Below are 13,963 nucleotides of genomic sequence, written 5' to 3' on the forward strand. Positions count from 1 at the left end.
ATTAAATTTTTTTCCGTTCTATTTCGATGAATCTCACGAGATTCTCTACATAATCCGGCGAAAAATCAAATCGAACACCAGCAGTTTCATAGATTTTACCAATAGGTTGTGTATATCCAAGTTTCAATGCTGCTAGATATTGTGCCAGCGTGCTATCACGACCTGTGAGGTAATTTTTCCATACAGAAATGGCACCCAATTGGGCAAAACCGTATTCGATGTAGTAAAATGGAACCTCAAAGATATGAAGCTGCTTGTGCCATAGGTATTGCTCCGCTTTTTCGTAGCTTATCCAGTTTGCAAAACCATGGCCAAACTCGCGATAAATGCTTTTCCACGCGTCGGCGCGTTCCGCAAGACTATGAGTGGGGTTCGTGTACAGCCAATGTTGGAATTTATCGACCGTAGCCACCCAAGGCAAGGTCGAGAGCACATCGTCCAACTGTTCTTTCTTGGCACGCGAGAGATCTGCAGCGTCCGGAAGAAAATAATGCCATTGTTCCATCGACAAGAGTTCCATCGACATCGAAGCTAACTCTGCTACTTCCGAAGGTACATCCTTGAAATCGTTTAATGCGAGTTCCGAACTAATAAATGTGTGGATGGCATGTCCGCCTTCGTGTACCATCGTCGTTAGATCGCGCATCGTGCCCGTGGCATTCATAAATATAAAAGGCGCACCAGATTCGTATAGCGGATAATTATAACCACCGGGTGCTTTGCCTTTTCTACTTTCTACATCGAATAATCCATTCGCTTTCATCGTGCTGATGCATTGACCCATATACGGATGCAGATTCGCAAAAGCTTGTTCGGTCTTGTCAATTAGTTCTTCGCCAGATTGGAATGGCTTTAATGGCGGCAAATTTTCCGGATCGACCTGCATATCCCAAGGTTTCAATGTGGTTAATTGCAGTTTTTGTTGGCGCTCGTCGGCTAGTTTTTGCAATACAGGCACAACATGATCTGCCACAGCGGTATGGAATGCTTCGCAATCCGCTACGCTGTAATCAAATCGACCCATTGCAACAAACATATAATCACGGTAATTTTCAAATCCCGCATTCAATGCCACCTGATGGCGTAGGCGCAGCAAATCTTGAAATATATCTTCGAGAGCCTGCGTTTGTGCTAAGCGTACTGATGTAATAGCTTCCCAAGCTTCTTGGCGGATGGTACGATCGATATCAAGCAATCGTACAGATGCTTGCTGCATGGTGTATTCTTCGCCATTTAGCATGACTGTCATAGCACCAACGATCGCTTGGTAAGCTTGTTGCTGCAGTTGCATTTCCGTAAACAACGGGATATTCTCTACACGAAAAATCTCTAAAGATTTTTTGACTTTACGCAGATAGATGAAATAACGATCTTGATCCAATTGCATGGTCAATGGATGTGCCATCAGTTTCTGATCCAATTCATTGTGGATCGGAGCGATTTTCGGCTCGATCTCCGTGGTGAAATAGCGAAAGTTCTCCGCATATTCTTCGCTATCCGTATGGCAAGTCATCTGGATATAGCGCCAAGCCTGATCTTCTTGCAATACGGCGTCGAGCTCGTTGCGATCTAGCATCCACTGCTCTAAGGCCGATAAATCAACGATTTCACGCTGCTGTAATTCGGCATATAAGAGATGTAAATTCTCCCACACGATAGGCAGGTCCTGCGGTACATATGTTCTTGGCTTTGCCAGTGTCGTCTTCATATTATCTATATAAGTGATTATGCACGAAATTACTTATTTTTTAGATAGCTCAATTGCTGGGTGTAGCATGCGAAAAAGCGCATCGAAATACCTATATTTGCCGATTATAAAAAGAGAGACGGTAGACCCTAGTATGGAGAATATACGCAATTTTTGCATCATCGCGCACATTGATCACGGAAAGAGCACCTTGGCCGATAGATTGTTGGAATTCACCAACACCATTACGCAGCGCGAAGCGCAGGCGCAATTATTGGACAACATGGATCTCGAGCGAGAGCGCGGAATCACCATAAAAAGTCATGCAATCCAGATGGATTTCACGCGTGATGGACAAAAATATACGCTTAACCTAATAGATACACCCGGGCACGTCGATTTTTCATACGAAGTATCTCGTTCTATCGCTGCTTGTGAAGGTGCGCTTTTAATTGTTGACGCTTCGCAAGGTATTCAGGCACAGACTATTTCCAATTTATACTTGGCACTCGAGCACGATCTAGAGATTATTCCGATCTTAAACAAGATGGATTTGCCCGGAGCGATGCCTGAAGAAGTGAAAGATCAGATCGTCGATTTGATTGGTGGCAAGCGCGAAGATATCATTCCAGCTTCTGGTAAGACAGGAATGGGTATTCCAGATATTCTGGACGCCATTATAGATCGTATTCCAGCGCCAGTAGGCGATCCGAAGGGCGAATTGCAGGCCTTAATCTTCGATTCGGTATTCAATTCGTTTCGTGGTATCATGGCGTACTTCAAAGTCGTTAATGGAGAAATACGTAAGGGCGACAAAGTAAAGTTTGTGGCTACAGGGAGAGAATATTTTGCAGACGAAATCGGAACATTGAAGCTAAATCAAGTGGCTAAAGATGTGGTTAAAACCGGTGACGTAGGCTATATTATTTCGGGAATTAAAGAAGCCAGAGAAGTGAAAGTTGGCGATACCATCACCCACAAAGAACGTCCTTGTTCTTCTGCAATTCAGGGATTCGAAGAGGTAAAACCGATGGTTTTTGCCGGAATTTATCCGGTAGATACCGAAGATTACGAAGAGTTGCGAGAATCCATGCATCGCCTGCAGTTGAATGATGCCTCCTTGGTTTTCGAACCAGAATCATCTGCTGCATTGGGTTTTGGTTTCCGATGTGGATTTTTGGGAATGCTTCACATGGAGATTATCCAAGAGCGTCTGGAGCGCGAGTTCAATATGACGGTGATTACCACCGTACCCAACGTGTCGTACAAAGCTTATCTTACCAAAGACAAGGAAGAAATTGTGGTGCACAATCCATCCGATCTTCCCGATCCAAGTAAGCTCGATATGATCGAAGAACCTTACATTAAAGCCAACATTATCACAAAATCTGACTTTGTTGGGCCAGTAATGTCTTTATGTATTCAGAAACGCGGTACGATAGTCAATCAATCTTATCTGACTTCTGATCGTGTGGAGCTGGTCTTTGAAATGCCGATGGGAGAGATTGTATTCGATTTTTATGATAAGCTAAAAACAATATCCAAGGGCTACGCTTCGTTTGATTATCATCAGATTGGCTACCGCACATCCGATTTGGTTCGTTTGGATATTCGTCTGAATGATGAACCTGTGGATGCGCTATCCTCGCTTATTCACCGGAGTAATGCGTACGATTTTGGTAAGAAAATCTGTGAAAAACTAAAAGAACTTTTGCCGCGTCAGCAGTTTGAAATTCGTATTCAAGCTTCCATCGGTGCAAAAATCATTGCACGTGAAACCATTTCCGCATTACGTAAAGATGTAACCGCAAAATGTTATGGTGGTGATATTTCCCGTAAGCGTAAACTATTGGAGAAACAGAAAAAAGGAAAGAAACGCATGCGTTCGGTAGGTAATGTGGAGATTCCACAATCGGCGTTTATGGCGGTTCTCAAATTGGACTAATCTATTTTTAAGATCATAAATTATACAGCATGCAATTACTAGACGGTAAAGTCGTATCGGCCAAAATTAAAGAGGATATCAAGCAGGAAGCTGCCGAATTTTTGAAGGAAACGGGTCGTAAACCTCATTTAGTCGCTATTTTAGTGGGTAATGATGGTGGAAGCGAGACTTACGTGGCCAGTAAAATGCGTAACTGTGAGTTGGTGGGCTTTGAATCGACCAATATTCGATATGGTGTGGAGATCAGCGAAGCGGAATTGATTGCTAAGATTGAAGAAATCAATGCAGATGCCACTATTGATGGTTTGATTGTACAATTGCCATTGCCACCGCATATTGATCCAGAAAAAATTACAGAAGCGATCGATTACCGCAAGGATGTAGATGGTTTTCATCCAGTAAACTTGGGTCGGATGCAGCGCAACTTGCCTTGTTTCATTCCGGCAACGCCGTATGGCATCATGCTAATGTTAGCACATTATAATATTGATACAGCAGGCAAGAAAGCGGTTATCGTAGGTAGAAGTAATATTGTAGGTTCGCCGATGAGTATCTTGCTAGCACGCAATACGCAACCAGGAAACTGTACTGTAACGATCACCCACAGCCGCACGCAAAACCTACGCGATGAAGTATTGCAAGGCGATATCGTCGTTGCGGCTATCGGCAAGAAAAATTTCGTAACAGCAGATATGGTTAAAGATGGGGCTGTCGTGATCGATGTGGGTATCAACCGCGAGACATCTACAGAAACCAAATCGGGCTTCAGATTATTTGGTGATGTGGATTATGAAAACGTAGCACCAAAAGCATCTTGGATTACACCAGTTCCGGGAGGTGTTGGCTTGATGACGATTGTTGGCTTGCTAAAAAACACACTCGAAGCTGCCAAAGGCACGATTTATAAAGACTAATCTTTGGTATAAAAATTGCCCTAGTATGAGCGTAAACTTAATCATTACGCTCATGGGCAAACCTATTATTTTAATCGCCGCACTTTCTGCAACTATGTTAGTCGGTTGCAATCAAAATCAACAACAAGATAGTTCAATCACTACGGAGTCAGATACACTATCTACCACTCCTGGGCAACGTTTGGATCATGCTATTGAAAAAGTGGAGCAAAGTGCCGAACGTACTAGCGAACTTGCTAAAGAAGAAGTAAATAAAGCGGAAGCAGCCGTAGAACAAGCCAAAAAAGATTTGGCCGACGCAAAACAACGCGGTGATGCGAAGGCGGAAAGCGAAGCGCAAAAAGCCTTGGACAAAGCAACCGGTATCTGGGAAAATACTAAAAAGGCGGCAGATAATGCTGTAAATGCCACCAAGAAGGCAGCTCGTAAAACAGGAGCAGCGGTGGATACTTCTGTACAAAGAGCGAGTCGTAAAGTAGACGAGTTATTGCACAACGATTAATACCATACATTACATTATTCTACCTATGCTATTAACTTCTAAGTATGCCACGCTTATTGATCTCTTACATTCTTTAAAAGTAGAGCAATTAGAGATTCAAGAGGAAAATAATGTATTGCACATCTCAGGTGTCGCTTCTTCTGTAGATGCCAAGCATAAGGCTTGGGATTTGTATAATCGGATCGATCCCAATTATATTTCCGAAGATCTGGCCTTAGAACTTACCGTGCAGGTAGATGACATACTGAACGTAGCTCGGGTAAACTGTATAGACGAACCCTTTGTGGCTGTGCGTCGCGGTCCGGGTGTCAACCAACTGGTGGTAGCCGAACTCAAGCAAGGTGATAGCGTACAGGTATTGGGATTTACCAATCAAAATTGGTGTCTGGTGAAAGTGACCGAGCAAATAGAAGGTTACTGTTACAGCGATTATTTGTCAGTTTAGGATTAAATCATTTTTTTGGATATTTATCGGATATGATTTGGATTTATTCCAAATAGTATTTAGATTTGTTCCAATTAGATAAGTATGATCTGTCCGTTAGCAAATGTGGAAAAGGTGTTCGATACAGAACACGGTGTGGTGTACCAGTGCAGCCGTCAAAACTGCTATTGGTTGGAATTTCAGGGATCAACAACCGCTTTTAAGATTTCCGATCTTTTCTTGTTGAAAAAACGTATCGATTCGATTGACATCGAAGCCATGCTATCCGAGTCTTCTAGATCATACGACTTCGAAATTGTCATGCCTTTTCGTACGGAGCGATGCTATCTGCTTAATGTATCTGATATCCTCAATTTAAGAGAGATATTGTCGGGTACCAAGTTTATGATCCAGTTGAATAGCGAAGTAAAACGCTGTTTGCGTCGTGGTTGTGTGATTGCCTAAATCGCATTTATAATTATACTGATTCTAAAGAACTTACCGATCTAAGGTGTAATTTAGACTGAATTCGTATTGTATTTTTTTCATCCTAATTGTTTCCTGCTGCAGTATCTTTGTATCAAACAAAAGCAAAGTGCATCCTGTTATTACGATGTATTTAGTTTTTCTAAAAAAGACAGAACATGAAAGATTTATTAAAATTGAAATCTTCTTTAGTAGAAGAGATAGAAAACATATTGAATGCACAAATCAAAGTTGAAGCACATGCATCTGCTTTGTACCTAGCTATGTCTAGCTGGTGTGACGATCAAGGATTTGACAACGCGGCAGCTTTCTTCGCACGTCAATCGGATGAGGAACGTACGCACATGCTGAAGTTATTCAAGTACGTGGGTGATCGTGGTGGGCGTGCAGTTTCTCCAGAGATCACGAATGTACCTACAGACTTCGAGTCTTTCCGCGGTGTATTTGAGCAAACTTTAGAGCAAGAAATGTTTGTAACTGAGCAGTTCAATAATATTGCTGACTTATGTATGAAATCTAAGGACTATGTTACTTTTAACTTCGTTCAATGGTTTCTCGAAGAGCAAGTAGAAGAAGAGTATGTAGCACGTCGTATCATCGAGTTGTTTGATGTCATTGGTGAACAAGGAACAGGCCAGTGGGAAATTGACAAGCACTTGGTAAAAGTGACTTTCGACGAAGCATAATTTAAAAGATTATTTTACAGTTTCTATCTAAGATCTTACCTATTTGATGAGATATTAGATCAATAGAAGAAGTGCAAGTTTAAATGGTAGCAAGTAATGGCTTGCTACCATTTTTTTATGCGTTTAAGCTAACTACATTCTGAGGAAGTTTTTTCGTGGGTAATTGACTTCTAAATGGTAACACAAATAAGGCGAGGTGACCTTCTTACTTAGAAATATCCTCTAAATTTTCATAAATTCTAGGTTCAAAGTCTAACTGTGTTTTTGCATTAGGTACAATTTTTTCGGGATCCACTAATGCCACATCATGTCCATCTGCCTTCAATCGGTCGATACCGTCAAGCAACATACGCCTACCTACGTCATTAACCAACGAGATATGGCTCAAATCTAAAATGATAGTACCACTGTCTTGATCTTCTTCCTGTAACTTACGTAACAAACGCTCAGCATCCGTAAATTGCAAAACACCATGTAGTTTGTACATTTTTACACCCGCTTTTATTTGCTCGACATCGTGATCATTTACAATCACGCGCGATGACGGAACACCTTCGAGCAAATGTAAGCCCATATCACGCGACATTTGTTGCATAATATCTATGCCACGCACACTATTTCCATAGCGATCTAGTTTAGGGGAAAATACAGCAAGTCCGACCTGACCGGGGAGAACGCCAATAATACCACCCGAAACACCACTTTTGGCAGGAATCCCGACAGTGGCCAACCAATCACCAGCAGCATTGTACATACCGCAAGTAGTCATCACTGTCAATACTTGGCGAACCGTATTATGGCTCAAGATGCGCTCACCTGTTCGGGGAAGAATACCATCATTCACCAGCACGCTCATCATATTGACCAAATCCTTTACCGTCACATTGATCGAACATTGTTTAACATAGCTTTCTACAATTTCAATGGGATCACTTTCTAAAATATTAAAGTTTCTTAGCGAATAACCAATCGATAGGTTGCGGAATGCTGTTTCTTTTTCCGAATGGAAAATAGCTAGATCAAAAGATAATTCACGACCGGCCAACTTGCTGAAAAACTGTCGTGCAGTCTCTGCTCTGCACGAGTTTTCTGCTTTAGGAATCAAGGAATGTATCGTAATAGCACCCGAATTAATCATCGGATTTTTGGGCTTTATCTGATCGTCGGTCTGATCCAGCGAAATTTCATTAAAAGCTTCACCAGAAGGTTCGACACCCACTTTCTGCATTACCTTATCAAGACCGACCTCTTCGATGACATACGCATACGTGAAAGCTTTAGAAATCGATTGGATACTAAATTCGTAGTCGGCGTCGCCTGCGCTATAAACCAAACCATCTAAGGTGGTCAATGCTACCGCCAACTTATTTGGATCGGCCGAAGCGAGTTCTGGAATATAATCTGCCAGTTCGCCACCGTGGGCAGCTTTACAATTTCGCAATAGATCAGCAAGGTAATCAGGAACGGGTGTATTCATTTAAGTAAAGTATGGTGATAGTACATAAAGCATTTTGTACATGCTTTGTTATCACAATATCCGATCCTAATTTGCTACAAATAGCATAATAATACTAATTAGTTGAAAGTCTGTCTAAATTCCAGTGGGGATAAGCTTGTTTTCTTTTTGAAGAGTGTGCTAAAAGATTGCGCATGTTCAAAACCCAACGCATAAGCAATTTCGCCGACCGAAAGGCTCGTTGTAGATAACTTTTCTTTCGCTTTTGATATCAACTTTTCGTGAATATGCTGTTGCGTATTCTGCCCCGTATGCATCCGTAGCAGCTCACTTAAATAATTAGGGGAGAGGTTCATCTGCTCAGCCAAATAGTGTACTGAAAGCAAAGACTGTACATCGCTGCTGAAATAATCGTCAAGCAGCTGTTTGAATTTAATCAGCAGCCCTGAGTTATTATTTTTGCGCGTCAGAAACTGACGTTCATAAAACCGATTAGAGTATTTCAATAAGCTCTCGATCTGCGTAAGAATGATCTCTTGCGTGTGTTTATCAATATACTGGCATTCCTTGTCAATTTTGAGCAGGATGTTGATTAAATCTTGCTCTTCTTCGGCAGACAAGTGTAGCGCTTCGTTCACGGAATAATCGAAAAAGCCATACTGATGGATGCTATTTGCTAGTGTATGTTGCAAGAGGAAATCTGGGTGAAAGACAAGGAGATAACCGGATCCGCATTCTATGTTTTGCAGATCCAGTTGCTGCACTTGATTGGGGCCGGTAAAACTCAACACTCCTTTGTCGTAATCATAATGCTGCTGCCCATACCTGATCTTACCTTTGACTTCGCGTTTAAGCGCAACGCAATAGAAGCGATTCACGAAACCATTCCACGTATCATCTTCCAAAAAAATGCTTTCACTGAGATCGATTACCGTAACCAAAGGATGTCGTGGTTCCGGTAAGGACAGCAAGCGGTGAAATTCGGATAAGGAGTTAATCGAGTGCATAATCAAATTTAATCAATTAATCCCATACTGAAATCATCATAAGCGGCGCCAGTATCCGTTCCGAGTGGCAACATGTTTTCTAGTTTCGCTATATCAGCTGTTGTCAATTCAATATGAGTCGCCTCTATATTTTGTTCTAGGTATTTTCTTCGCTTTGTACCTGGTATTGGTAGTATTTCTTTATTGATTACCCACGCCAAAGCTAGCTGTGATGGTGTGATATTTTTCTCATCTGCCATGGCTTTGATGGCTTTGACTAACTCGATGTTCTTTTCAAACATTCCCCCTTGAAAGCGAGGGATTGCACGACGGAAGTCATCTTCTGGTAGATCATCAATTGTTTTGATCTCGCCAGATAAAAATCCACGACCCAGTGGAGAGTACGCAACAAAGCCAATACCCAACTCTTTTAGCCTGTTTAATACGCCGCGAGCCTCTACCGTTCTTTCGAACAAGGAATATTCACTCTGTACCGCAGTAATCGGGTGCACGGCGTGCGCGCGTTGAATAGTTTCTGAAGAAACTTCTGATAAACCAAGGTATCCAACCTTTCCTTCTTTCACCAGTTCGCTCATCGCCTCCACCGTTTCTTCGATTGGTGTATTTTTGTCCAATCGGTGTAGATAATATAGATCAATGTAATCCGTGTTAAGGTTTTTCAGCGAGCGCTCGATTGCTTTTTTGACATATCCTTTTTTTCCATTAATAGCCCAAGTTACTTTATTGTTGTCATCGATTTCCCAACCAAACTTCGATGCTAAAATAAATTGATCTCGCTTTCCGCTAATAGCTTTCGCAATGAGTTGTTCATTTTTAAATGGGCCGTACAGATCTGCCGTATCTAAAAAATTCCCTCCCAACTCCAAAGAACGATGGATAGTAGCGATAGCTTCTTTCTCATCTGCTGGGCCGTACATATGTCCATCTTCGAAACCAGTCATTCCCATACAGCCTAATCCAATCATCGGCACCGTCAATCCCTGACTGCCTAATGCAAATTGTTTCTTTACCATAACTCAAAATTCGCCAAATCACGCAACGCTTATGTAAGCATAACAGGGATTGTTGTAACCAAATCAGGGAATGGTAAATAAACTTATCCTAATGGGAAATTGCTGATTTTGGGAAGCGTCGTACCATGCTGATTGCGAGTTGCGAAATGATAACTAGCTACTTATTGTAATAGCACTCTACGACCTGTCTTCGCAGATGTCTTCGCTGCTTCTAGAATTTTCACCACAATTAGGTTGTTTTCTAAGCTGGATAAATCCTGTCTGGGATCCATCTCGCGATTTAACACCGCCGCTAAATAGTCTAGATGATTGCTTAGATTAATGGGGAGCGAGGCGGCAGTCGTTTCTTGGTAAGGAGCACGTTCATTTTCCTTGATTCTAAGCAATGTTGGATTCACCGCTTGGATATATCCCGTTTCACCAAATACTTCCATATCCTTAATAGAAAATGGCCAATTCCAAGATGCTTCGACAATTCCCGTTGCGTCCGGATATTCTAAGAGAATAGTCGCATCATCATCCACAAGTGGATATACGTCTTTCTTGAGTTGTCGCGTGATGGCGGTGACCGCGGTGGGCGCCCTGCCATCCATTAACCATGTCATGAGGTTTGCACCATAACAACCAAAATCTACGATCGCACCGCCGCCATTTTGTACTGGATCGGTTAACCAGCTTAAAAACTCCTTACTTACATTGATTTCTTTTGGACCCTGATGCCCATCGTGCACCACCATTTTTCTGATCTTTCCGATCTCTTTGTTGTTTTTGATCTTCACATAAGCTTCCTGATTACTTGCATACCAGGTGGTTTCGTAGTTAGTAAGCAAATGAATTTGGTGCTTTCTCGCCAATTGTGCCATGCGTTCCGCTTGTTCAACGGTAGTTGCAAGCGGTTTTTCGACCATTACGGATATGCCTAAAGGCGCCGATGCTTCTACGACAGCCAGATGTTCATTGATGGGATTATATGCTAACACTACGTCGGGTTTTCGAATCTTAAGAAGCGCGGATAAATCGCTGTGAAACAGCGAATCAGCTAGATTATACCGTTGCTTAAACCGCTGGATCAAATCTATATTAGTTTCGGAGATACCGACGATATTTACCGCACCTTTTTCGTAACTATTCATGATCAGGTATACATGATCATGACTCAGGCCAGCCACCACAACGTTCAGTTTTTTCTGCGCCATCACATTCGTTCCGGCAGAGGATAAAATTACGATACAAACCGCACAGAAAGTAAGGAGGGAGAATTTTTTTTGCTTCATGTTTACAAGGTTAGATGGCAATGTAGCGTTTTCTGTGCGCAATCCATTTTATGTTTATAAATATCTATCCGCTTCCTTTATTTCGAGATCATTTATACTTGCATAGCGTTTTTTCATTAGGCCATGTTCGTCAAACTCCCAGTTTTCATTGCCGTAGGCTCTAAACCATTTGCCGGCTTTGTTTCGGTATTCGTATTCGAACCTAACGGCAATCCTGTTATCGGTATGTGCCCAGTATTCTTTTCTAAGTTTGTAATCCAATTCTTTTTCCCATTTACCGGTCAAAAATTCGACAATTTCTTCGCGACCATTGACAAAAACATCGCGATTTCGCCACTCACTATCTACGGTATACGCCAAGGAAATCTTTTGAGGATCTTTGGTGTTCCAAGCGTCTTCTGCTATTTGGGTTTTCTGTTTTGCGGTCTCCAAGGTGAATGGAGGCAAAGGGTGCTTCTGTTCCATTGTTTTAAGAATTAAATTGAACTGTTTATGATTTTTTTTGATTTCTCGACTAGCTCATTTGATTGAAAGAGTTGGCTTTCTATGATGGCGCCTTCAAATAAGAGGTAAATATGAGAGGCTAACATATCGTCTCCAAGTTCTTTTTCAAAGAATATTCTCAAATCGGTTTTATGCGCCTGTATCACCGAAAGTATGGCACTTTGCTCTTTGGATATTTCCGATAGGATATTTAGAAAACTGCATCCTCTAAAATTTTCCTTCATGTTCATAGCGATGATGAATTCAAAAGCACTTAACACTCTTTTTTTCCTATTAGTATGTTTGGAAACGTATGTCAATAACTGTGAAAACCAATAATCATGTCTGGTATTAAGGAATGCTACACATAATTCATCCTTAGATTTGAAATGCTGATAAAAGCTAGCTTTTGCTACGTTGGCTTCGCCAATAATCTGATTTATTCCAGTGCTATTGTACCCTTGCTGGTGAAACAGGATGGAAGCGGTATTTATAATTCTTTCCCGTGGGTTACTCATGTATACTACTATTGTCTAAGCAAATGTATAAAAGTTAAACTATACAGACAAGTCTGTCTGTGTAGTTTAACTTTTTGATTAACATACATCCAACCGACTTGTAAAAACTACTAAACCATGATGAACCTGAATGCTAATTCTTCATCCTGATTGATAATCCAGTTAAAGCTGATAGTTAGACATGAAAGAAAATACGAAACCAATAAGGTGTCTTCTTTGTTGAGTTTCTATGCCACTTGATCCAGAAATTGAAAAAGCCATCCTGTCTACCACTGCTGCGCGCGGTGCAGATAAAAGTATTTGTCCATCGGAAGTGGCACGCAAGCTTTATCCAGACAATTGGCGAAATCGAATGCAAGATGTGGTTGATGTAGCGATTGCATTGCACCGCAAAGGCGAGGTGTTGGTTGTGCAACATGGTGAAGTTGCAGATGTAAATCATATTAAAGGGCCAATACGCATTAAAACTACGTAACTAGACAAACTCTTCGATTGTCCCATTTATGAAAAACCGCAAACCGAGTTATCTAAACTTTGATAAAGAAAGCTATCCGTGGAAATCGGATGTCGATTATCGCGAAAATCCAGAACGGTATCGCGTTGGCAAGGGTGAGCAAGGCGTACTTATCTGCGAACCTTATAAATCAGAAATCGGGCAATACTGGCGTTTTAAGACAGAAAAGATCGCCGTAGAAAGCAGTGAAAAGATATTTGATCTATTTGAAGCGTATGTGAAAGCAGAGGATTTAGTAGGTGCTGATATGGCTCGGAAATATCTGCAGATGGGCTATACACGAGCCAGACGCTACGTGAATTACAAAGGCGGAAAGAAATATGATGAGCATAACGACTATGCGATGTTGGAGCGTGGCACAGGTGATCTTGAAAAAGCAGCCGCAGCCGACGTATTTTATGACCGATGGAAACAAGCTGAAGCGAACGAAAAATATGCAGCAATGAAAAAACGGTGGAAGGATGAGAGGGGTTAAAAAAATCGGACTTACCGCAGAAAATCTGCGCGACTTGCGGCCGACCATTTACATGGCGCAAAAAATGGGAGAAGGTGTGGGATGAAGTCAAATATTGTTCACAACGATGCAAGCTAGCACGAGTAAAGTAATTTATATATTGACCGTCCGGATGGATGAGGATAGTCAATTGTATTTCAATCAATTACGGGAGAGGCATTTTCCTAGCGAACGGAATTACCTCAAAGCGCATTTAACGCTGTTTCATCAATTACCTGATATTGCACGCACTTTCGAGATTTTACGAAATGTATCGAAGAATCAGTTTAATATGGAGGTTGTTGGGTTGATGCAGTTGGGTGCTGGCGTCGCGTTTAAGATAGCGTCCGCAGAATTGCGAGAATTACATAGGTATTTAAGCGAAGCTTTTGCAGCAGTTCTGATTCCCCAAGACAAACAAGGCTTCAGACCGCACATCACGGTGCAGAATAAAGTAACTCCAGAAATGTCAAAGGAGTTGTTATCACAATTGGAGGAAATCTTCCAACCTTTCACCATCCAAGCGAGGGTGTAAACTAAACTGTGTCAAGTATAGATTTT

General features: G+C 41.6%; 17 protein-coding genes. 10 read left to right on the forward strand and 7 right to left on the reverse strand.

All coding sequences use genetic code 11. From position 1 onward, the window contains the following. Nucleotide 1 precedes the first annotated feature (1 nt). Nucleotides 2-1,708 carry a M3 family oligoendopeptidase gene (locus AC3IRT_RS06620; RefSeq protein WP_489395616.1) on the reverse strand — a complete coding sequence of 569 codons (1,707 nt, stop codon included), beginning with the start codon at nt 1,706-1,708 and terminating at the stop codon, nt 2-4. A 133-nt stretch (nt 1,709-1,841) separates the two neighbouring features. Between AC3IRT_RS06620 and lepA the strand changes: the two genes are divergently transcribed. The 6 genes from lepA to AC3IRT_RS06650 all read left to right on the forward strand — a co-directional run bounded on the left by lepA (nt 1,842) and on the right by AC3IRT_RS06650 (nt 6,644). Beyond that, nucleotides 1,842-3,632: a translation elongation factor 4 gene (gene lepA, locus AC3IRT_RS06625; RefSeq protein WP_489396111.1), complete on the forward strand. Its 1,791-nt coding sequence runs from the start codon at nt 1,842-1,844 to the stop codon at nt 3,630-3,632. Nucleotides 3,633-3,661: 29 nt separating this feature from the next. Continuing rightward, on the forward strand, nt 3,662-4,546 hold the full coding sequence (locus AC3IRT_RS06630) for a bifunctional 5,10-methylenetetrahydrofolate dehydrogenase/5,10-methenyltetrahydrofolate cyclohydrolase (protein ID WP_489395617.1): 885 nt from the start codon (nt 3,662-3,664) through the stop codon (nt 4,544-4,546). Between the two features lie 25 nt (nt 4,547-4,571). Continuing rightward, nucleotides 4,572-5,048: a hypothetical protein gene (locus AC3IRT_RS06635; protein WP_489395618.1), complete on the forward strand. Its 477-nt coding sequence runs from the start codon at nt 4,572-4,574 to the stop codon at nt 5,046-5,048. Between the two features lie 25 nt (nt 5,049-5,073). Then, the gene (locus AC3IRT_RS06640) at nt 5,074-5,493 is read left to right on the forward strand and encodes an SH3 domain-containing protein (protein WP_489395619.1); all 420 of its coding nucleotides are present in this window, start codon (nt 5,074-5,076) and stop codon (nt 5,491-5,493) included. 84 nt (nt 5,494-5,577) lie between these two features. After that, nucleotides 5,578-5,937: a hypothetical protein gene (locus AC3IRT_RS06645; RefSeq protein WP_489395620.1), complete on the forward strand. Its 360-nt coding sequence runs from the start codon at nt 5,578-5,580 to the stop codon at nt 5,935-5,937. A gap of 179 nt (nt 5,938-6,116) precedes the next feature. Then, on the forward strand, nt 6,117-6,644 hold the full coding sequence (locus AC3IRT_RS06650) for a ferritin (protein WP_489395621.1): 528 nt from the start codon (nt 6,117-6,119) through the stop codon (nt 6,642-6,644). 205 nt (nt 6,645-6,849) lie between these two features. On the opposite strand, the gene AC3IRT_RS06655 is transcribed toward AC3IRT_RS06650, so the two are convergent. The 6 genes from AC3IRT_RS06655 to AC3IRT_RS06680 all read right to left on the reverse strand — a co-directional run bounded on the left by AC3IRT_RS06655 (nt 6,850) and on the right by AC3IRT_RS06680 (nt 12,395). Continuing rightward, complete coding sequence (locus tag AC3IRT_RS06655) at nt 6,850-8,121, reverse strand: glutaminase (protein ID WP_489395622.1); 1,272 nt, start codon at nt 8,119-8,121, stop codon at nt 6,850-6,852. Between the two features lie 98 nt (nt 8,122-8,219). Next, a complete protein-coding gene (locus AC3IRT_RS06660) occupies nt 8,220-9,107 on the reverse strand; it encodes a helix-turn-helix domain-containing protein (protein WP_489395623.1) in 888 nt (295 codons plus the stop codon). An 8-nt stretch (nt 9,108-9,115) separates the two neighbouring features. Then, nucleotides 9,116-10,120 (reverse strand): aldo/keto reductase, encoded by a 1,005-nt coding sequence (locus AC3IRT_RS06665; RefSeq protein ID WP_489395624.1) that lies wholly within the window; start codon nt 10,118-10,120, stop codon nt 9,116-9,118. A gap of 161 nt (nt 10,121-10,281) precedes the next feature. Then, nucleotides 10,282-11,394 carry a Gfo/Idh/MocA family protein gene (locus AC3IRT_RS06670; protein WP_489395625.1) on the reverse strand — a complete coding sequence of 371 codons (1,113 nt, stop codon included), beginning with the start codon at nt 11,392-11,394 and terminating at the stop codon, nt 10,282-10,284. A gap of 54 nt (nt 11,395-11,448) precedes the next feature. Next, nucleotides 11,449-11,859 (reverse strand): DUF1348 family protein, encoded by a 411-nt coding sequence (locus AC3IRT_RS06675; protein ID WP_489395626.1) that lies wholly within the window; start codon nt 11,857-11,859, stop codon nt 11,449-11,451. 11 nt (nt 11,860-11,870) lie between these two features. Beyond that, the gene (locus AC3IRT_RS06680; protein WP_489395627.1) at nt 11,871-12,395 is read right to left on the reverse strand and encodes a TetR/AcrR family transcriptional regulator; all 525 of its coding nucleotides are present in this window, start codon (nt 12,393-12,395) and stop codon (nt 11,871-11,873) included. Between the two features lie 229 nt (nt 12,396-12,624). Here AC3IRT_RS06680 and AC3IRT_RS06685 point away from each other — a divergent pair, with 229 nt between their 5' ends. Genes AC3IRT_RS06685 through AC3IRT_RS06700 form a run of 4 tightly spaced genes read left to right on the forward strand, consistent with a single transcriptional unit; the run spans nt 12,625 to nt 13,937 of the window. Next, nucleotides 12,625-12,870, forward strand: a complete 246-nt coding sequence (locus tag AC3IRT_RS06685) for a DUF3253 domain-containing protein (RefSeq protein ID WP_489395628.1) — start codon at nt 12,625-12,627, stop codon at nt 12,868-12,870. Between the two features lie 28 nt (nt 12,871-12,898). Beyond that, the gene (locus AC3IRT_RS06690; RefSeq protein ID WP_489395629.1) at nt 12,899-13,384 is read left to right on the forward strand and encodes a DUF4385 domain-containing protein; all 486 of its coding nucleotides are present in this window, start codon (nt 12,899-12,901) and stop codon (nt 13,382-13,384) included. A 23-nt stretch (nt 13,385-13,407) separates the two neighbouring features. After that, nucleotides 13,408-13,515, forward strand: a complete 108-nt coding sequence (locus tag AC3IRT_RS06695) for a DUF2256 domain-containing protein (RefSeq protein WP_489396112.1) — start codon at nt 13,408-13,410, stop codon at nt 13,513-13,515. After that, a complete protein-coding gene (locus AC3IRT_RS06700; protein ID WP_489395630.1) occupies nt 13,491-13,937 on the forward strand; it encodes a 2'-5' RNA ligase family protein in 447 nt (148 codons plus the stop codon). Before AC3IRT_RS06695 ends, AC3IRT_RS06700 begins: the two co-directional genes overlap by 25 nt. Nucleotides 13,938-13,963 lie beyond the last annotated feature (26 nt).

This window comes from Sphingobacterium sp. KH_072, from assembly GCF_057837975.1.